The organism is Kocuria sp. CPCC 205261 (genome assembly GCF_040981025.1).
Classification (GTDB): Bacteria; Actinomycetota; Actinomycetes; order Actinomycetales; family Micrococcaceae; genus Kocuria; species Kocuria marina.
The window spans coordinates 95,509-113,697 of sequence record NZ_JAVKPU010000007.1; the positions used below are offsets into that span (position 1 = coordinate 95,509).

At 70.3% G+C, this 18,189-nt stretch carries 18 protein-coding genes; 13 read left to right on the top strand and 5 right to left on the bottom strand.

Translation table 11 applies throughout. From position 1 onward, the window contains the following. The first annotated feature begins 131 nt into the window (after positions 1-131). The 11 genes from RF646_RS08510 to RF646_RS08560 all read left to right on the top strand — a co-directional run bounded on the left by RF646_RS08510 (position 132) and on the right by RF646_RS08560 (position 12,673). Positions 132-1,223, top strand: a complete 1,092-nt coding sequence (locus RF646_RS08510; RefSeq protein ID WP_035963736.1) for a BMP family protein — start codon at positions 132-134, stop codon at positions 1,221-1,223. 27 nt (positions 1,224-1,250) lie between these two features. Then, the gene (locus tag RF646_RS08515) at positions 1,251-2,960 is read left to right on the top strand and encodes an ABC transporter ATP-binding protein (protein WP_368835719.1); all 1,710 of its coding nucleotides are present in this window, start codon (positions 1,251-1,253) and stop codon (positions 2,958-2,960) included. Further along, entirely contained in the window at positions 2,957-4,168 is a 1,212-nt protein-coding gene (locus RF646_RS08520) for an ABC transporter permease (protein WP_035963734.1), read from the top strand. The genes RF646_RS08515 and RF646_RS08520 overlap by 4 nt, the downstream gene beginning before the upstream one ends. Positions 4,169-4,236: 68 nt before the next feature. Further along, entirely contained in the window at positions 4,237-5,496 is a 1,260-nt protein-coding gene (locus tag RF646_RS08525) for an ABC transporter permease (RefSeq protein WP_052160803.1), read from the top strand. Positions 5,497-5,638: 142 nt separating this feature from the next. Next, the gene (locus RF646_RS08530) at positions 5,639-6,046 is read left to right on the top strand and encodes a cytidine deaminase (protein WP_368835720.1); all 408 of its coding nucleotides are present in this window, start codon (positions 5,639-5,641) and stop codon (positions 6,044-6,046) included. A gap of 125 nt (positions 6,047-6,171) precedes the next feature. Further along, positions 6,172-7,857, top strand: coding sequence for a hypothetical protein (locus RF646_RS08535; protein ID WP_368835721.1), 1,686 nt, complete (start codon positions 6,172-6,174; stop codon positions 7,855-7,857). 3 nt (positions 7,858-7,860) lie between these two features. After that, positions 7,861-9,036 carry an adenosine deaminase gene (locus tag RF646_RS08540; protein ID WP_368835722.1) on the top strand — a complete coding sequence of 392 codons (1,176 nt, stop codon included), beginning with the start codon at positions 7,861-7,863 and terminating at the stop codon, positions 9,034-9,036. Positions 9,037-9,122: 86 nt separating this feature from the next. After that, entirely contained in the window at positions 9,123-10,022 is a 900-nt protein-coding gene (locus RF646_RS08545; protein WP_035963726.1) for a MazG nucleotide pyrophosphohydrolase domain-containing protein, read from the top strand. Between the two features lie 52 nt (positions 10,023-10,074). Next, positions 10,075-11,358: a phosphopyruvate hydratase gene (gene eno, locus RF646_RS08550; RefSeq protein ID WP_368835723.1), complete on the top strand. Its 1,284-nt coding sequence runs from the start codon at positions 10,075-10,077 to the stop codon at positions 11,356-11,358. A 134-nt stretch (positions 11,359-11,492) separates the two neighbouring features. Continuing rightward, positions 11,493-12,122: a septum formation initiator family protein gene (locus tag RF646_RS08555; RefSeq protein WP_064847171.1), complete on the top strand. Its 630-nt coding sequence runs from the start codon at positions 11,493-11,495 to the stop codon at positions 12,120-12,122. Further along, positions 12,119-12,673, top strand: coding sequence for a DUF501 domain-containing protein (locus tag RF646_RS08560; protein ID WP_085107017.1), 555 nt, complete (start codon positions 12,119-12,121; stop codon positions 12,671-12,673). Before RF646_RS08555 ends, RF646_RS08560 begins: the two co-directional genes overlap by 4 nt. 67 nt (positions 12,674-12,740) lie before the next feature. On the opposite strand, the gene RF646_RS08565 is transcribed toward RF646_RS08560, so the two are convergent. The 5 genes from RF646_RS08565 to RF646_RS08585 are packed head-to-tail and all read right to left on the bottom strand — an operon-like array spanning position 12,741 to position 15,506. Further along, positions 12,741-13,250 carry a hypothetical protein gene (locus RF646_RS08565; RefSeq protein ID WP_368835724.1) on the bottom strand — a complete coding sequence of 170 codons (510 nt, stop codon included), beginning with the start codon at positions 13,248-13,250 and terminating at the stop codon, positions 12,741-12,743. A gap of 48 nt (positions 13,251-13,298) precedes the next feature. After that, positions 13,299-13,583 carry a hypothetical protein gene (locus RF646_RS08570; RefSeq protein ID WP_144998707.1) on the bottom strand — a complete coding sequence of 95 codons (285 nt, stop codon included), beginning with the start codon at positions 13,581-13,583 and terminating at the stop codon, positions 13,299-13,301. Then, complete coding sequence (locus RF646_RS08575; RefSeq protein WP_368835725.1) at positions 13,583-14,767, bottom strand: proton-conducting transporter membrane subunit; 1,185 nt, start codon at positions 14,765-14,767, stop codon at positions 13,583-13,585. Before RF646_RS08575 ends, RF646_RS08570 begins: the two co-directional genes overlap by 1 nt. After that, a complete protein-coding gene (locus RF646_RS08580) occupies positions 14,764-15,186 on the bottom strand; it encodes a cation:proton antiporter (RefSeq protein WP_368835726.1) in 423 nt (140 codons plus the stop codon). The genes RF646_RS08575 and RF646_RS08580 overlap by 4 nt, the downstream gene beginning before the upstream one ends. Next, positions 15,183-15,506, bottom strand: coding sequence for a hypothetical protein (locus RF646_RS08585; protein ID WP_368835727.1), 324 nt, complete (start codon positions 15,504-15,506; stop codon positions 15,183-15,185). Before RF646_RS08585 ends, RF646_RS08580 begins: the two co-directional genes overlap by 4 nt. Positions 15,507-15,643: 137 nt before the next feature. On the opposite strand from RF646_RS08585, the gene RF646_RS08590 reads away from it, so the two are divergent. Next, positions 15,644-16,594: an exopolyphosphatase gene (locus tag RF646_RS08590; protein WP_368835728.1), complete on the top strand. Its 951-nt coding sequence runs from the start codon at positions 15,644-15,646 to the stop codon at positions 16,592-16,594. A 220-nt stretch (positions 16,595-16,814) separates the two neighbouring features. Then, positions 16,815-18,158 carry a S8 family serine peptidase gene (locus RF646_RS08595; protein ID WP_144998713.1) on the top strand — a complete coding sequence of 448 codons (1,344 nt, stop codon included), beginning with the start codon at positions 16,815-16,817 and terminating at the stop codon, positions 18,156-18,158. Positions 18,159-18,189: the final 31 nt, after the last annotated feature.

Genomic DNA, 18,189 nt, shown 5'->3' on the forward strand with positions numbered 1-18,189 from the left:
GGGGCTACACTGAGCTGACCTATGACCCGGCTCACTGCACGGGTCACCGCCCGGGGGCACGGGCCGGTGACCCGTGCACTGTGTTCCCGGGTCACGACCCACATCTGATCCCAGTCCGACCGGAGGACCTCATGACCACTCGACGTTTGCGCACCCTGGGGACGCTTGGCCTGGCCGGGGTCACCGGCCTGGTCCTGGCGGGTTGCGGTGCCGCCCCGGACAACGCCGGCGACAGCAGCGCCCAGGCCTCCGACTTCAAGGGCTGCATTGTCTCCGACGACGGCGGTTTCCAGGACCGTTCCTTCAACCAGAGCTCCTATGAGGGCCTCAAGGCCGCCGAGGAGCACAAGGGCATCCAGATCAGCCAGGCCGAGTCCCAGTCCGAGACGGAGTTCGAGCCCAACCTGACCTCCATGGCGCAGCAGGGCTGCAACCTCACGGTCTCCGTGGGCTTCCTGCTCGCGGACACCACCAAGAAGGTGGCCGCGGCCAACCCGGACAAGCACTTCGCGATCGTGGACGACAACTCGATCAAGGCGGACAACGTCAAGCCCATCGTCTACAACACCGCCCAGGCGGCGTTCCTGGCCGGGTACCTCGCGGCGGGCACGTCCGAGACGGGCAAGGTCGCCACGTACGGCGGCATGGACATTCCCACCGTGACCGTGTTCATGGACGGTTTCGCGGACGGGGTGAAGTACTACAACGAGAAGAACAAGGCGGACGTGCAGGTCCTCGGGTGGAACAAGGACTCCCAGAACGGCACGTTCCTGAGCTCGTTCCAGGATTCTTCCAAGGCCAAGACCGTCACGCAGAACCTCATCGGCGAGGGCGCGGACGTGGTCCTGCCCGTCGCCGGCCAGGCGGCCCAGGGCACCGTGGACGCCGTGACTGAGGCCAACCGCAGCGGCAAGGACGTCCGGCTGATCTGGCCGGACACCGACGGCTACGAGACCCTGGACGCCGGCAAGGAGTTCCTGCTCACGTCCGTGCTCAAGGAGATGTCCACCTCGGTCGAGGACGTCGTGACGCAGGCCGCGGACGGCAACTTCGACAACACCCAGTACGTGGGCACGCTCGAGAACGGTGGTGTGGGCCTGGCCCCCTACCACGACCAGCAGGACGAGGTCAGCGAGGACCTCGACAAGCAGGTCCAGCAGCTCAAGCAGGACATCATCGACGGCAAGGTCACGGTGCAGTCCAAGAACGCCCCCACCGCCTGAGCGGGCGGGCCCGGCAGGAGCAGAACAGTGCAGTTGAAACTGACGGACGTCACCAAGAAGTTCGGTGACTTCACCGCCAACAACCGTGTGAACCTCACGGTGGAACCACATCAGATCCACTGTTTGCTCGGTGAGAACGGTGCGGGCAAGTCCACGCTCATGAACGTGCTGTACGGGCTGTACGAGCCCACGTCCGGCACGATCGAGATCGACGGCGCGCCCGTCAGTTTCTCCGGCCCCGGCGATGCCATGGCGGCCGGGATCGGCATGGTGCACCAGCACTTCATGCTGATCCCGGTCTTCACGGTCGCCGAGAACGTGGCCCTGGGTCACGAGAACACGCGCGGGATGTCCCTGGACCTGGAGACCACCCGGGCCCGGATCCGGGAGATCTCCGAACGCTACGGCTTCGCGGTGGACCCGGACGCCGTGGTCGAGGACCTGCCCGTGGGCGTCCAACAGCGGGTCGAGATTATTAAGGCCCTCGTGCGGGACGCCAAGGTGCTGATCCTCGACGAGCCCACGGCCGTGCTGACCCCGCGGGAGACGGACGAGCTGCTCGAGATCATGCGGCAACTGCGGGACAACGGCACGTCCATCGTGTTCATCTCCCACAAGCTACGCGAGGTCCGGGCCGTGTCGGACGTGATCACCGTGATCCGCCGCGGGGAAGTGGTCGGACAGGTGGGCCCTGAGACGTCCACGGATGAGCTCGCGGCGCTCATGGTGGGCCGTGACGTCTCCCTGACCGTGGCCAAGGACACCGCCCACACCACCGGTACCGCGCTCGAGGTGCGCGGGCTCACCGTGGTGGGGGACAACGGCGTCGTCCTGTTGGACGACGTGGAATTCGACGTCGCGCCCGGCGAGATCCTGGCCGTGGCCGGTGTGCAGGGCAACGGACAGACCGAGCTCACCCAGGCCCTCGTGGGACTCGAGGAGCAGGTGAGCGGTTCCGCGCGCCTGGACGGGCAGGAACTCGTGGGGCTGCGCACCCGGGAGATCCTGGCCAGCGGTGTGGGTTTCGTGCCCGAGGACCGTTCCACGGACGGACTCGTGGGCACCTTCACCGTGGCCGAGAACCTCGTGCTGGACCGCTACCGGGAACGGCAGTTCGCGGCGGGACCGTCCCTGCGCCTCGGTGCGATCAGTGGGCACGCCGGCTCTGAGGTGAACGAGTACGACATCCGCACCGGATCCGTGGACTCTCCGGTGGCCACGCTCTCCGGCGGCAATCAGCAGAAGGTCGTGATCGCCCGCGAGCTCGGGCGGCCCCTCAAACTGTTCGTGGCGTCCCAGCCCACGCGCGGCGTGGACGTGGGATCCATCGAGTTCATCCACAGGCGCATCGTGGCCGAGCGGGACAAGGGCACCGCGGTGCTCATCGTGTCCACCGAACTGGACGAGATCTACGCACTCGCGGACCGCATCGCGGTGTTCTTCCACGGTCGCCTCATGGGTATCGTGGGCCCGGACACCCCGCGCGAGGCCCTTGGGCGCATGATGGCCGGTGAGCCCGCGGACAGCGTGCTGCCGCCCGCGCCGTGGGATCACTCGCACGACGACGGCGGGTCCCCGGCGGGTGCCCCCGCGGGCGGCTCGACGGCCGCACCCGCGACCGCTCCCGCTCACGCGGGCGATGCCGCTGCCGTCACCCTGGATGGGGACGGCCTCGATCCCGGCGCCCACCCCGCCGACCGAACCACCGACCGATCCGAGGGGAACCGCACGGCATGAGCGCGTCCACCGCACCGGCCACCTCCGATCAGGTCTCGGCCCCGCCACCCACCGAACTCTCCGCTGAGGACCCGCGCCGCACCCTGCTGGGCTCCACCCTGCAGTCGGTGCTCGCGGTCGTCGTGGCGCTGATCCTGGGCGGGCTGCTGATCGCAGTCACGGACGAGCGCGTCCGCCAGGCCGCCGGTTACTTCTTCGCCCGCCCCGGGGACACGCTCTCCGCGATGTGGCGAGCGGCCTCGAGCGCGTACATCGCCATGTTCTACGGCGCGGTGTATAACCCCAACGGCAGCACGCTCGCGGACCGGTTGTACCCGCTGACCGAGACCCTGACCGTGGCGACCCCCCTGATCCTCGCGGGTCTGGGCGTGGCCCTTGCGTTCCGGGCCGGGCTGTTCAACATCGGCGCCCAGGGACAGATCCTGATCGGTGCCACGCTCGCGGCGTGGGTTGGTTTCGCGTGGCAGTTGCCCGTGGGACTGCACCTGCTCGCCGTCGTCGTCGCCGGCGCCGCGGGCGGTGCCGTGTGGGGCGGGATCGTGGGACTGATCAAGGCGCGCACGGGCGCGCACGAGGTCATCCTCACGATCATGCTCAACTACGTGGCCCTGAACCTCGTGGCGTGGTTGCTCACGCTGCCGGGGTTTCAGCGCGAGGGCTCGTCCAACCCCATCAGCCCGCCCGTCGCGGACACCGCGATGTTCCCCAAGCTGCTGGGTGACCACTTCCGGTTGCACTGGGGCTTCGTGGTCGCCGTGCTGGCCACCGTGGCCGTGGCGTGGCTGCTCAACCGTTCCACCGTGGGCTTCGAGCTGCGCGCCGTGGGAGCGAACCCCCGCGCCGCGCGTACCGCGGGCATTTCCGTGACCCGCGGGTTCGTCGTCGTCATGCTCCTCGCCGGCCTGCTGGCCGGGCTCGCGGGTACCGCGCAGATCGCCGGTACGGAACACTCGCTGACCTCGGGCGTGGCCGCGTCCTTCGGCTTCGACGCGATCACCGTAGCCCTGCTCGGCCGCTCGCGTCCGTGGGGGACGTTCTTCGCGGGCATCCTCTACGGGGCCTTCCGCGCCGGTGGCGTGACCATGCAGTCCATGACGGGGACCAACATCGACATCGTGCTGGTCGTGCAGTCCCTGATCGTGCTGTTCGTGGCGCTGCCCCCGCTATTCAAGTTCGCTACCCGTCGCTCGCAGGAGGCCGCCGCGTGAGTACCGCTATCACTTCGCAGTCCTCCGGTCCTTCGTCCGGATCTCCGGAGCACGCGCCCGAAGCCGCTCTGGCCACCTCCGCCGCGAACCGCGCCGTGGGTGTGCGGACCCTGCGGCCCGCAATCGGCCTGGGTGTCCTGGCGCTCGTGTCCCTGATCGTCTTCGCGCTGAACGCCTCCGGGCAGAGGGTGGACTTCCGGTTCTCGAATGACGGCGGTGCCATCCGCCTGCCCGACGTCTCCGTGCCCTCCGCCCCCTACGGTTGGGTAGTCACGATCGTGCTCGCCGCCCTCGCGGTGTACGCGGCCGTGCAGGCGCGCAAGCTGCCGCGCTGGGCGGTGATCGTGGCCGGTTTCTTCTTCGTGACCGGGTTCCTGGTGTGGATCGTGGGCACCGCCCAGACGCCCAGCATCTCCATCACGGCGTTGCTCGCCGGGTCCGTGGCACTCGCCACGCCGCTCGTTTTCGGTTCCTTGGGCGGTCTGCTGTGTGAGCGCTCGGGCGTGGTGAACATCGCGATCGAGGCCCAGCTGCTCTTCGGTGCGTTCTCCGCCGCGGTCGCCGGGACCGTGGCCGGCAACCCCTGGGTGGGTCTGCTCGCGGCGATGCTGGGAGCGGTGCTGGTCGCCGCCGTGCTCGCGCTGTTCGCGATCCGCTACCGCGTGAACCAGGTGATCGTGGGCGTGGTGCTCAACGTGCTCGTCTCCGGCCTGACCGGGTTCCTCTTCGCGACCGTGCTCGAGCCCAACGCCGCGTCCTTCAACGCACCGGACCGCTTGCCGCACGTGCGCATCCCGGTCCTCGCCGAGATCCCCGTGGTGGGTCCCGTGCTGTTCGACCAGTCGGTGATCGGCTACATCATGTACCTCGCGGTGATCGTGGTGTGGTTCGCGCTGTACCGGACCCGATGGGGTCTGCGTACCCGCGCGGTGGGGGAGCACCCCAAGGCCGCGGACACCCTGGGTGTCTCGGTGAATGCGCTGCGCGTGCGCAACGTGTTGTTGGGCGGTGCCGTGGCCGGTCTGGGCGGGGCGTTCTACACGCTCGTCTCGGTCTCCGCGTTCACGCGCGATATGACCGCGGGCGCCGGGTACATCGCCCTGGCCGCGCTGATCTTCGGCCGCTGGAACCCCGTGGGTGCGCTGCTCGCGTCCCTGCTGTTCGGTTTCGCATCCAACCTGGAATCCATCCTGTCCTTCCTGGGCACCCCTGTGCCCAGCCAGTTCCTGGCCATGCTGCCGTACGTGGTCACGATCCTCGCGGTGGCGGGTCTCGTGGGCCGTTCCCGCGGCCCGGCCGCCTCGGGCGAGCCGTACACCAAGGAATGACGCGCACCACGGTACGACGACGCCGGCGCATGCGCCGCTCGCATGGCCACGCGGCGTCGTCGACCGGTGGTGCAAACGCGAGACCGAGCAGTTCCAGAACCGAGCAATCCTGACGTTCGAGCGACGAGGAGAGGCAACGATCATGAGTGGCACCCGCAACCCGGTGGACGAGGCCACGTGGCGCGAACTGCAGCGTGCCGCCACGGACGCCCTGGCCCACTCCTACTCGCCGTACTCCCGATACCCGGTGGGGGCGGCCGCACTCGTGGATGACGGCCGCGTGGTCACGGGCGCGAACATCGAGAACGCGTCCTACGGGGTGACCCTGTGCGCCGAGTGCTCCATGGTGAGCGCGCTGTTCATGTCCGGCGGGGGCAAGCTCCTGGCGTTCGTGTGCGTGGACGGTCACGGAGAGGTGCTCATGCCGTGCGGGCGCTGCCGGCAGCTGCTCTACGAACACCGGGCCCCGGGGATGGAACTGCTCACGGTCAGCGGGGTCCGCACCATGGACCAGGTGCTCCCGGACGCGTTCGGGCCGGAGAACCTGTAACCGGGGCGGAGCGACGTCGAGCCCGTCACGGACCGGCGCACGGGCCCGGTCCCCGGTATCGGCGGAGCCCGCGCCACCTATACTTTGCAGGAAACCAAGCCCGGCTCTGAAAGGGAAACGAACACGTGGGTCTGAGAGATCTGTTCCGCAGCAAGAAGAACGACACCCCGACACCCCAGCCGGCTCCCGGCGCCCGCCCCGTCGACCCTGCGGCCGCTCCCCAGAGCGCGCAGGGCGCTCCCGAGGCACCGCAGCAGGCGCAGGAGAACGCGCCGCGTCGTCATGATCCGAACGCAGTCGCCCTGCCGGAGTCCGGTGCGCTGCGCAACCTCGTGGAGCTGTTGCTGTCCCGCGGCGCGGACCGTGCGCGGCTGACCCTCGTGCAGTCGGGCAACATCATGACGCACCAGACCCGCCAGGCCGTCGGGGACGCCCAGGACGAGGTCGAGAACGGCACCGTGGACCAGGGCTCGCCGCTGTTCGAGGACGTCGCGGATCTCTACACCCAGGCCATGAACACCCCCGTGGGGCCGTGGCGTCAGCTGGACCTGATCGCCGCCAACCCGCACGACGGGCAGCGCGAGATCACCGTGACCTACGACTTCCCCAACGGAGAGTCCCGCACGGAGCAGTACGTGCACGGCGCCCCGGCGGAGGCGTCGCAGCATGACCCGGTGGCCGGGGCCCCCGTCGTCGACGGCGCGCTCGCCGAGGACTCCCGGCCCGCCGCCGGGACAGTCCCGGCCGACACCGCCCAGGTCGGCGACGACGCCGTGCGGGTGGTGCCCGAGCATGGGCCGAGCGAACCCGCCGAGGACGGCGAGGTGCTCACGGCCGGTCACGCGGCCCCCGTGGTCGCCGAGGACACCGACCCCGCGCCCGTTGTGGAGCACGAGCAGTCCGAGCCCGCGGCCCCGGTCGTGCAGGACGAGTCCCTCGAAACGCCCGCGGTGGCCGATCGGGATGCCGCCGAGCTCACGGCGCAGCAGGAAGAGGCCGAGCAGCTCCAGCGGTCGGAGCCGCTCGACGAGCGGGGACAGTTCGAGCAGCGGGAGTCGGCCCTCGACGCCGAGCCCGTCGCGCAGACCACCGAGGATCGTCCCGAGGTGATCGACGCGACCGAGGAACGGGCCACCGAGAACGAGGAGTCCACCCCCGAGGACCTCCCGGCCCACGTGGACGAGTCCGAGTTCGGCATGGAACCCGCCGAGAACCTCGTGCCCGCCGCCTCTGCGCAGGACACCGAGGACGACCCCGCGAGCGCACCGCAGGTCGCGCTCGCCACGGACGTGGCGCCGTCGTACCGCGGGGCCGAGCCGGAGCAGGGACTCGACCCGGACGCGTTGGCCCCGGGCAACCTCGCGCTGACCACGGGTGACGTGGTCTCCCGCTTGGCGGACGCGCAGCGGCACCTGTTCGACTCCGAGGGCACCGCGCGGGACGTCTCCACCGTGTTGATCCGCGTGCGCGCCCTGGGCACGTACTACGACGCGCTGACCCACGTGCGCCTCAACGGGTTCTGGGATCAGCGTCCGACCTTCGAGCTGGTTCCGGAGGAACTGCTCAAGGTCCAGGAGCTCAAGGACGATTCCTACGTGGAGGGCTCCGGCGCACCGCTGGCCATGATGTTCCGCTTCCGCCCGGGCGTCCCGCCCGAGGTCACGTTCGACTACTCGGACGAGGAGGCCTTCGTTCGTTACGAGCAGCGCCTGCCAGGGCAGAACTATCTCGAGGAGCTGCGGATGTACCCGCGCACCGGCTCCAACATCCCGGAGCACGTGAACGAGGCACTGCAGGACTGGAACTACTGATCCATGACCACGAGAACCACTCCCGAGGCCCCCGACCGCACCACGGACGGGGGCCTCGGGCCACACCGCCGGATCTGCCTGCACGATCACCTGGACGGCGCGCTGCGACCGGCCACGATCATCGACCTCGCCGCAGGTTTCGGCCATGAGCTGCCCGCCACGGACCCCGCCGCGCTCGGTCGGTGGTTCCGGGACAGCGCCAACTCGGGCAGCCTGGAGCGATACCTCGAGACCTTCACGCACACCGTGGCCGTGACCCAGACCGCGGACGCGCTGCGCCGGGTGGCCCGCGAGTACGTCGCGGACTGCGCGGCGGACGGGATCGTGCACGCGGAAGTGCGCTGGGCCCCGGAACAGCACGTGGCCGGTGGGCTCACGCTCGACGCCGCCGTGGATGCCGTGCAGGCCGGTCTCGCCGAGGGCGTGGCCGAGGTCAAGGCCGCGGGCGGTCACCTCTCAGTCGTGCAGATCCTGTGCGCCATGCGCCACCTGGACCGCTCTCTCGAGATCGCCGAGCTCGTGGTGCGCCGCGTGCGTGCCGCGGCGTCCGATCACGCGGGCTCCGACCACGCGGCGTCTGACACCACGACGTCGCACGGGGGCGTCCCCGGCGAACCCGCACCCGGGTCCGTGGTCGCGTTCGACCTCGCCGGACCCGAGCGCGGTTTCCCGGCGTCGGGCCACCAATCGGCCCTCGACCTACTCGCGGAGAACTTCATCCCCGTGACGCTGCATGCGGGTGAAGCGGACGGTGCGGAGTCCATGGCGGATGCGCTCACCGCCGGACGCGCCCTGCGCCTGGGTCACGGCGTGCGGTTGCTCAACGAGGACCCCGATGCGCGGTCGCCGCTGTCCCGGTGGATCCGCGACCGCAGGATCGCGCTGGAGGTCTGCCCTTGCTCCAACCTGCAGACCGGTGCGAGCGCGGTGTGGGGGGACGACATCGCCCATCACCCGGCCACCCGGTTTCTGCGGCACGGCTTCGCGGTCACGATCTCCCCGGATAACCGGCTCATGAGCGACACCTCCGTGGGCAACGAGCTCGAGCTGTTGCGTGAGCAGGCGGGGTGGGACGAGGCCGATCTGGTCGCGGTGCAGCGCAACGCGGCCCGCGCGGCGTTCGTGCCGCGGGCCTATCAGGAATGGCTCGAACGCCACGTGACGGGTGAGGACGCATGACGGCGCCCGAGGAACCGACACGAGAGGCGCCCGCGGGGTCTGTGACCCCGCACGATGAGTCGGCGCAGAAAGCCAGGACGGGAAACATGACCGCCCATGACCCGGCGGCGCCGGACCGAGGCTCCGCACCGGGCGCGGAGTTCGAGCGGCTGCTCGCCGTCATGGACCGCTTGCGTTCGCCGGGCGGGTGCCCGTGGGATGCCGCCCAGACCCACGAGTCGCTGCTGCGCTACCTCGTGGAGGAGAGTTACGAGGTCGTGGAGGCGGTCGAGGCGCTCGAGCCGTCCGAGCGGCGTCGTACCGAGCTCGTGGAGGAACTCGGGGACGTACTGCTGCAGGTCGTCTTCCACTCGCGCATCGGCCAGGAACACCCCGACGGGCAGCGCTTCGACATCTCGGACGTGCTGGCCGCGGTCACGGACAAGCTCGTGCGGCGCCACCCCGCGGTGTTCTCACCGGGCGACGACGCCGCGGCGCGCCAGGCCGCGGGGACGACCGCTGCGACTGCGGGCGCTGTGAAGGCGACCGCTGCGGACAGCACCGTTGTCGAGGGCACCACCCTGGACAGTGCCAGCCCAGGCGGCACTGGCTCGGATGTCACGGGCGCGAGCGGCGTCGTCGGCAACGGGACACCGAGCGATGCGGAACTCGCCGCGCGCTGGGACGCCGTGAAACGCCGCGAGAAACCCCAGCGCACGCGGATCTTCGACGGCATCCCGCCGGCGCTGCCCGCGCTCGCGTACGCCGAGAAGGCCCTGTCCAAGGCGCGCCGGCACGGCGTGGCCGGGCTCCCGGAACCGCGCCCCGAGTCGGACGAGCAGGACCGGCAGGCGGAGGAGGACGCGCTGGGGGAGGAGTTGTTCCGCCGCGTGCAGGACAGCTCCGCGCGCGGCCTCGACGCCGAGCGCGCATTGCGGACGGCGGTGCGACGGTTCGTGCGTGACCACGACGCACCTTTATCGCCCGCACCCAGCGATGCTCGGTAGGCTAAAGACCGGGGGACCGCCCCACGGGTCGACGACCGACAAGGAGATTTTCATGGCAATGATCATTGCGCTGCAAGCCCGCCAGATTCTGGACTCCCGTGGCAACCCCACGGTCGAGGTTGAGGCACTGCTCGAGGACGGCAGCTTCGGGCGCGCGGCCGTGCCCTCCGGCGCGTCCACCGGTGAGTTCGAGGCCGTGGAGCGCCGCGACGGCGACAAGAAGGTCTTCCTGGGCAAGGGCGTGCTGGACGCCGTCCACGCCGTGGACGAGGAGATCGAGCAGGCCGTGGTGGGCCTGGACGCCTCCGACCAGCGCGCCGTGGATCAGGCCATGTTGGAACTGGACGGTACCGACAACAAGGCCAAGCTGGGCGCCAACGCGATTTTGGGCGCCTCCATGGCGATCGCCCGTGCGGCTGCGAGCTCCGCAGACCTGGAACTGTACAAGTACCTGGGCGGGCCCAACGCGCACGTGCTGCCGGTGCCCATGATGAACATCCTCAACGGCGGTTCCCACGCGGACTCCAACGTGGACATCCAGGAGTTCATGATCGCCCCGATCGGTGCTCCCACGTTCTCCGAGGCCCTGCGCTGGGGCGTGGAGGTCTACCACAGCCTCAAGTCCGTGCTCAAGGACCGCGGGCTGTCCACCGGTCTGGGTGACGAGGGCGGATTCGCCCCGAACCTGGAGTCCAACGCCGCCGCGCTGGACCTGATCCTCGAGGCCATCGAGAAGGCCGGGTACAAGCCCGGTCAGGAGATCGCGCTGGCCCTGGACGTGGCGTCCTCCGAGTTCCACGAGAAGGGTTCCTACACCTTCGAGGGCCAGAAGCGTTCGGCCGAAGACATGTCCCGGTACTACGCCGAGCTGGTCGAGAAGTACCCGCTCGTGTCCATCGAGGACCCCCTGGACGAGAACGACTGGGAGGGCTGGGCAGCGCTCACCGAGCACATCGGGGACAAGGTCCAGCTCGTGGGTGACGACCTCTTCGTGACCAACCCGGAGCGCCTGGGTCGCGGCATCGACGAGCACGTGGCCAACGCCCTGCTCGTGAAGGTCAACCAGATCGGCTCCCTCACCGAGACCTTCGACGCGATCGAGCTCGCCCAGCGCGACGGCTACCGCTGCATGATCTCCCACCGTTCCGGCGAGACCGAGGACACAACGATCGCGGACATCTCCGTGGCCGTGAACGCGGGTCAGATCAAGACCGGTGCCCCGGCGCGTTCCGAGCGCGTGGCGAAGTACAACCAGCTGCTGCGCATCGAGGAGGAGCTCGGCGATTCCGCGACCTACGCCGGCGCTTCCGCGTTCCCCCGCTTCACCGGCAAGTGAGCTGTGCGGCGGCCCCCGTGCCGCCGTGGGTTCCCTGATGACGACGCCGCTCGCCCCGTTCCCGGGGCCGGGCGGCGTCGTGCTGCGGGTAGACTGACCGAGCACGAACCACCCACGTCACCCGGGAGGCACCCATGGTCGGACCCCGCCCGCGGATCCCCCGTATGGGCCCCGAACCCGCTGACGACACCCCGCGCGAACCGCGCGGCGGGCGCTCGCGGGACGCTCGGCGCAACCCTCCGCGGGATACGCAACGGTCCGCGAAACGGGACTCGCTGAGGGACACCCCCTCCCAGGACAGCGCTGGCGGCTCGTCGACGCTCGCGGCCCCCACACCCGCCCACTCGTTCAACGGGCGCCTCGTGGCCCTGATCGTGGTGGCCACGCTCATCGTGTTCCTGGCCGCGCCCACCACCAAGATCTTCTTCGACCAGCGCGCGCAGATCTCCGCGCTGCAGCAGAGCATCGCCCACGAACAAGAGCGACAACAGCAGCTCAAGCACGAGGAACAACTGTGGGGGGACGACTCCTACGTGGAGCAACAAGCGCGTGAGCGGATGTCCTACGTGATGCCGGGGGAGAACGCCTACCTGGTGCTCGGCGCGCAACCGGGCGTGCGCCAGAGCGTCGAATCCTCCGCCGAGCAGGTCGAGGCTAGCAAGCCGGCGTGGGCGGACGGGCTGTGGCAGTCCGTGGTGGACTCCGCGTACCCGCCCGAACAGATCACCCTTGAACCGCAGACCCGAGGAAGTGGCAATCAGTGACCGCAGCGGCCCATGAACACCGCCCGTCCGTGACCGATCAGGACCGCACCGTGGTGGGACACCAGCTGGGTCGGCCCCCGCGGGACGTCGTGGAGATCGCGGCGCGCTGCGTGTGCGGGAACCCGCTGGTCGTGGCCACGGCCCCCCGGTTGAGCAACGGTTCCCCGTTCCCCACGGTCTTCTACCTCACGCACCCCGTGATCACGTCCGCGGTGTCCCGGCTCGAGGCCGAGGGCACCATGTACGGCATGTCCGACCGGATCACTGAGGACCCGGAACTCGCCGAGCGGTACCGGGCCGCGCACGAGCACTACCTGGAGCAGCGGCGCCGGATCGGGGAGGAAACGGGGATCGGCGAGGTTCCCGAGATCGAGGGGATCTCCGCGGGCGGCATGCCCACGCGCGTGAAGTGCCTGCACGTGCTCGTGGGGCACAGCCTCGCGGCCGGTCCGGGGGTGAACCCCCTGGGGGACGAGACCCTCGAGCTGATCTCCGACACCTGGTCCCGGGACCACTGCGCATGCGATCCCGCGTGGCGCAGCGCGGACTGACCCTCGTACGGCGTTCGCCCCGGTGGGGTGACGTTCCCGAGGGGCGGTCCGATCATGACTGCCCCGATCACTCATGCGCGATCATGCGTGTGCCGTGACCACCGCGGGCATGGGCGGTGGCGCGTTCGCTGGTCAGAGTCCCGGGTCGGGGTCCACGGCGCGCAGCGCCACGTCCACACCGCCGCGCGCGGACTGCCACAAGAACCACCCGAGCAACGTCAGCGTCCCCGCCGCGCGTCGGAGCCACGTGCGCGCGGCCGCGGTTCAGAACGACCCCAGCCCCGTGCCACGGCACCACGATGCCCGCCGCGGCCACGAGCAACCACGAGACCAATTCGCCGTCGGGCCTGCGGCGCGGATCGCGCTCCGCCGTCCATACCAGCCATGTGAACCGCATGAGCAGCAGGGTGGAACCGGTGGCCACGAGCGGCAGGATCGAGTCCAGGCCCACTCCCAGTACGGAGATGGGCGATACGGCTTCCTTGGACACGTGCGTGTTGAACGCGTCCGGGGTCAGCGGGGCGCCAGCGACGGCGGCCAGGTACGTGCCGATGTTGCCCACGAAGGACAAGAGCATGAAGGCGGTGAGCGCACCGTGGTGCCGTTCGGTGTGGCGCAGTTTGAGCTACGTCAGGGCCAGCAGGGGCCCGCCGTACAGCAGGGCGGCGATCGACAACAGGGGCCGGGCCACGGCGTCCACTGAGAAGCGGGTGCCGAACAACAACCACGGGACGTCCACGGACTCGCCGCCACCGAACACCGCCAGCAGCCCGGCCGGCACCGCGGCCAGTGCGGCACAGAGGGCGGCGCCGCGGCGCGCGGGGGCCGCGCGCTGTGCCGGGAGCACTCCCGCGAGCACCACGACGGCGACCACCGCGATCGGGACCAGGAACGTGAGGGCGAAGAGCATCAGCCGAGCACCCCCTCTGCGACCTGGAGGGCGATCTGCAGCGGAGCGAACTCGATCGATGCCGCCAGACCCACGAACACGGACGCGGCCGCGGTGATCACGGTGGGCACCAGCAGGCTGGCCGGTTCCCGCATCACGACGGTCGCACCGGGCTGCGCGGCCGTGCTGCCGCCGGACGTCGCACCGGGCTGCGCGGCCGTGCTGCCGCCGGACGTCGCAGGGGAAGCATCCTGGTCAGCGGGGTCGCGGAACCACATGCGGTAGACCGCCGGCAGGAAATACATGGCGTTGAGCAGAGACGAGGCGATCAGCACGCCCACGACCCAGGGGTGTTCCGACTCCAGGGCACCCAGGCCCAGCATCCACTTGGACACGAAACCGGCGGTCACGGGCAGACCGATCATGCCGAACGCGCCCACGGTGAAGGCCGCGGAGGTCCACGGCATGCGCTGACCCAGACCGTGCATCTGCGAGAGCTTGGTGATGCCCAGGGCCTCGGCGAACAGTCCCGCGCAGAAGAACAGGGCGATCTTCATGAGTCCCTGGTGCACCAGGTGCACCACACCGCGCGTGGTCCCCGCGAGCGTGACCAGGGAGATCCCGACCACCACGTAGCTGACGTGCGAGACCGTGGAGTACGCGAGCCGCTTCTTGAGGTCCTCCTGGCGCCGGGCCTGGTAGCAGCCGTACAGGATGGTTAAGCACGCAACGATCAGCAACGGGGTGAGCACGCCAAGTTCCGAGGCCACGTAGATCCCGTACACGTCGTCCACCACGCGCACGATCCCGGCGGTCAGCGCGATCTCCACGGTGAGCATGGCCGCGAAGGACCATTCCGGGGACCACCCCAGCCGCGCGTTACCGAGCGAGACAATCAGCGCCCCGGTCAGGATGAAACCGATCATGCCCACGATCAGCAGGGGCCGTAGCCACCGGCCGGTCAGCCGGTCCAGGGGCACCCCGGCGCTGCGCAGCAGGATGAGCGCGCCTGCCAGCACAGCCCCGGACTGAAACGCACCGCCGGAGTCCGAGCTGCCCAGCCGCAGCCACACGAGGGTCATGAGCACTCCCAGGCCCAGGAATGACATGGCCTGCACGCTGCGCGCGCGGGGGAGCACGGTGGCCGCGGTGGTCGCGAGCACGGCGACGCCGAGGGCCAGGTCGAGGGCGGTGAGTTCGGTCACGGGGCGGGCCGCCTCGGTTCCGAGGTGCCGGGCGCGCGGGGCTCGCCCGCCGTACGGGCAGTACCGGGCTTGCTCACCGTGCGCGCGGAACCCCATTTCGCCCACCGCGGGGGAGGCGCCGGGGCCGTCAAGGGTGCGAGCGACGTCGTGCTCCGTGGCCCCAGTGCGGTCAGGGCGTGCGCCGAGACGGAGGCCTGGCCGAGGATGAGCACCCACGCGATCGCGAGCAACGCCGCGCTGGACCAGCTCCCCAGGTACACGGCGGCGCCGACCATGATGAGTCCCGGGCCCAGGTTGTCCGCCTTGGTGAGCACGTGCACTTGACTGCGTATGTCCGGGAACCGGATGAGCGCTGCCGTGCCCGCGGTGAAGAACAACACTCCGCACACGATCAGGACGGCGCTGAGGCCGGTGATCATGCGCCGTCACCGCCTCCAAGCGGCGCGGGGCTCGTCCTCGCGCCCCGAGCGGCACCGGAGGTGCGCGCCGCGGTCATTCGGACGACGGCCGTGAGCGAGGCCAGCCCGATCAGCACCACGGCCACGTCCGGGAATCGCGACGACGCCGCGGGCCCAGCAGCACGGTCAGCAGCGCCACGAGCGCGGCGCCGGTGGTACCGCTCAGCAGCAGCGACAACAGCCAGCGGTCGGTGACGGGGGGGGCGGGCCGTGACCACGAACGCGACCACGACATTGACCAGGAGCACCACGAAGACCGCGGTGAGCAGGATCTCGAACACATCGGCTCCTCGGATCGCGGGTCACGGGCTGCGCAGGTGATTTACGGGGGAGGGGGCGGAAGCGCCCCGCGACGCGGGTAAATTGGTGCCGGGCCGGTCAACCGGCACGCTCCCACCGAACCGAGGATCCATCACCCATGCGCGTTGCGGCCATCGACTGCGGTACGAACTCCATCCGTCTGCTCATCGCGGACGTGAAGGACAAGGACGGTCACCTCGAGCTCGAGGACAGGGTGCGCGAGATGCGCATCGTGCGCCTGGGCCAGGGTGTGGACGCCACCGGCTGGCTCGCCGAGGCCGCCCTGGAGCGGACCTTCGCCGCCGCCGAGGAGTACGCCCGGCTCATCACCACGCACAAGGTGGACGCCGTCCGGTTCGTGGCCACGTCCGCCACGCGCGACGCCGGCAACCGGCAGGTTTTCGTGGACGGGATCAGGTCCCGCCTGGGGGTGACCCCGGAGGTCGTGAGCGGTGACGAGGAAGCGGCGTTGTCATTCCGCGGCGCGCTCAATGCGGCCGCGGGCCTGACCCCGGATGACCGCGTGCTCGTGGTGGACCTGGGCGGTGGTTCCACCGAGTGCGTCCTGGGCTCCCCGGATCACGTGATCGCCGCCCGTAGTGTGGACGTGGGGTGCGTGCGCATGACCGAACGCCACCTGGGGTCCAACCCGCCCACCGAGGAACAGCAACGTCTCGTGCTGCGGGACGTGGACGAGGCCATGGACACCGTGGCCCGCACCGTACCGCTCGAACTGACCACCCGGCTCGTTGGTGTCGCCGGGACGGTCACCACGGTCAGTGCCATGGCCATGGGTCTGAGCCGCTACGACGAGGACCGGATCAACGGCGGCGTCCTGGGCAGCGACGTCGTTATCCGGGCGTGCCGGGACCTGACCGGGATGACGCGGGAGGAACGCGCCGAGCTCGGGTTCATGCACGAGGGCCGCGTGGACGTCATCGGGGCGGGTGCGCTCGTGTGGCGCCGGATCATCGAACGTGTCTCGGACGCGACCAACGGGCGCGTCAGCACCGTGACCGCGAGCGAACACGATATTTTGGACGGAATCGCCCTGTCCCTCGCGGCCTGAGATCACGGGCCGGTCGCCGGCGCACCCCGGCACACCGCCTGCGGGCGAGCGGGGGAGCGAACGCCCGCGCCGGCACCCGGTGTGGACGGGCCCGGAGCGGAAGCGAGCCGGAGTGGACGGGTCAGCGGGCGACGTCGTCGTGACGCCGGGCGGGGGCCCGGTACGTCGGCCGCCGGGAGCGGTCGAAGACGCGCGTGCAGCGCGGGAAAGCAGAGGGATCATGGGACGGCTGAGAACACGCGGCGCGCTGTCACTCGCCGCGGTGGGCCTGCTGCTCGGCGGGACCGGTGTCGCCCCGGCGCTCGCGGTGGAACCCATGCCTGCGCCGTCGGTGCCCGTGGAGACCCCCGTGGCACCGCCCCCGAACGGCAAGGTCCCTGTGGAGCCGGTGGACGTGCGCAAGGAGGAGTACTGGCTGGACGACTACGGCGTGCGGGACGCGTGGAAGTCCGCGACCGGCAAGGGCGTGAAGATCGCCGTGATCGACACCGGCGTAGACGGCTCCCACCAGGATCTGCGGGGCGCGGTCGGTGAGGGGACGGATGTCTCGAGCGTGGGCCGCGGGAACGGTCAGGAGGGCCTGGGCGCGGAACCCGAACACGGGACCCTGGTGGCCTCGCTCGCCGCGGGACGCGGTCACGGATCCGAGAACCCGGACGGTCCGGGTGGCACGCGGGGCATCATCGGCGTGGCCCCGGAGGCGGAGATCCTGCCCGTGTCCCTGTGGGTGGGCAGCGAACACCCCGGCGCCCGCGACATCGACGAACAGATCCCGGACGCCGTGCGTTGGGCCGTGGACCACGGCGCGAACGTGATCAACATGTCCCTGGGCTCGAACGCCACGGGCTGGCCCCCCGCATGGGACTCGGCGTTCGCGTACGCGGAGGAGAAGGGTGTTCTCGTGGTCGCAGCGGCGGGCAACCGGGGATCGGGGCTCAACCAGGTGGGGGCGCCCGCCACGATTCCGGGGGTGCTGTCCGTGGGCGGCGTGGACCGGTCGCGCACGGCAAGTTGGGACTCGTCCTCCCAGGGCATCTCGATCGCGGTGGCCGGGCCCAGCGAGGAGATGGTGGGTGCGATCCCGGGGGACGGCTACGCCCGGTGGTCCGGGACCTCCGCCACCGTGCCCCTCGTGGCCGGGACAGCGGCGCTGATCAAGCAGAAGCACCCCGACCTCACGGCCGCTGGGATCGCCCAGCGGATCGTGGACACCGCGCACGACGCGGGAGCGCAGGGCAAGGACCCGCTCTACGGGTATGGGATCCTGGATGTGCGCGCGGCCGTAGAGGACGACGTCCGGATCTCCGACACCAATCCCCTGGGCAGCGTGCGGCAATGGATTGCGCAGAACCGCCCGCCCTCGCAGACACCCACCCCGAGCAGCTCCCCGACCCCGCCCGCGCCGGACACGCGGCAGGTGACCGGGGAGGCCACCCCACCCGTGGCGCAGGCACCCCTCAACGAGACCGGCGCGCTACCCGTGGTGGTCCTCGTCAGCTTCGGGGTGATCGTCGCGGGCCTCACCGTAGCCGCGGTCCTGCACATCCGCAGGCTCTCGCGCTGATTTCACGATCAGCTCACCGGGCCGCTGACAC

What these genes read in the sequence shown, in the direction of transcription:
- RF646_RS08510 (WP_035963736.1), top strand. Translation starts at nt 132, where the DNA reads ATGACCACTCGACGTTTGCGCACCCTGGGGACGCTTGGCCTGGCCGGG.
- RF646_RS08555 (WP_064847171.1), top strand. Translation starts at nt 11,493, where the DNA reads ATGGTCGGACCCCGCCCGCGGATCCCCCGTATGGGCCCCGAACCCGCT.
- RF646_RS08580 (WP_368835726.1), bottom strand. Translation starts at nt 15,186, where the DNA reads ATGATCACCGGCCTCAGCGCCGTCCTGATCGTGTGCGGAGTGTTGTTC.
- RF646_RS08520 (WP_035963734.1), top strand. Translation starts at nt 2,957, where the DNA reads ATGAGCGCGTCCACCGCACCGGCCACCTCCGATCAGGTCTCGGCCCCG.
- RF646_RS08590 (WP_368835728.1), top strand. Translation starts at nt 15,644, where the DNA reads ATGCGCGTTGCGGCCATCGACTGCGGTACGAACTCCATCCGTCTGCTC.
- RF646_RS08570 (WP_144998707.1), bottom strand. Translation starts at nt 13,583, where the DNA reads ATGCTCTTCGCCCTCACGTTCCTGGTCCCGATCGCGGTGGTCGCCGTC.
- RF646_RS08545 (WP_035963726.1), top strand. Translation starts at nt 9,123, where the DNA reads ATGACCGCCCATGACCCGGCGGCGCCGGACCGAGGCTCCGCACCGGGC.
- RF646_RS08530 (WP_368835720.1), top strand. Translation starts at nt 5,639, where the DNA reads ATGAGTGGCACCCGCAACCCGGTGGACGAGGCCACGTGGCGCGAACTG.
- RF646_RS08540 (WP_368835722.1), top strand. Translation starts at nt 7,861, where the DNA reads ATGACCACGAGAACCACTCCCGAGGCCCCCGACCGCACCACGGACGGG.
- RF646_RS08595 (WP_144998713.1), top strand. Translation starts at nt 16,815, where the DNA reads ATGGGACGGCTGAGAACACGCGGCGCGCTGTCACTCGCCGCGGTGGGC.
- eno (WP_368835723.1), top strand. Translation starts at nt 10,075, where the DNA reads ATGGCAATGATCATTGCGCTGCAAGCCCGCCAGATTCTGGACTCCCGT.
- RF646_RS08565 (WP_368835724.1), bottom strand. Translation starts at nt 13,250, where the DNA reads ATGCTCTTGTCCTTCGTGGGCAACATCGGCACGTACCTGGCCGCCGTC.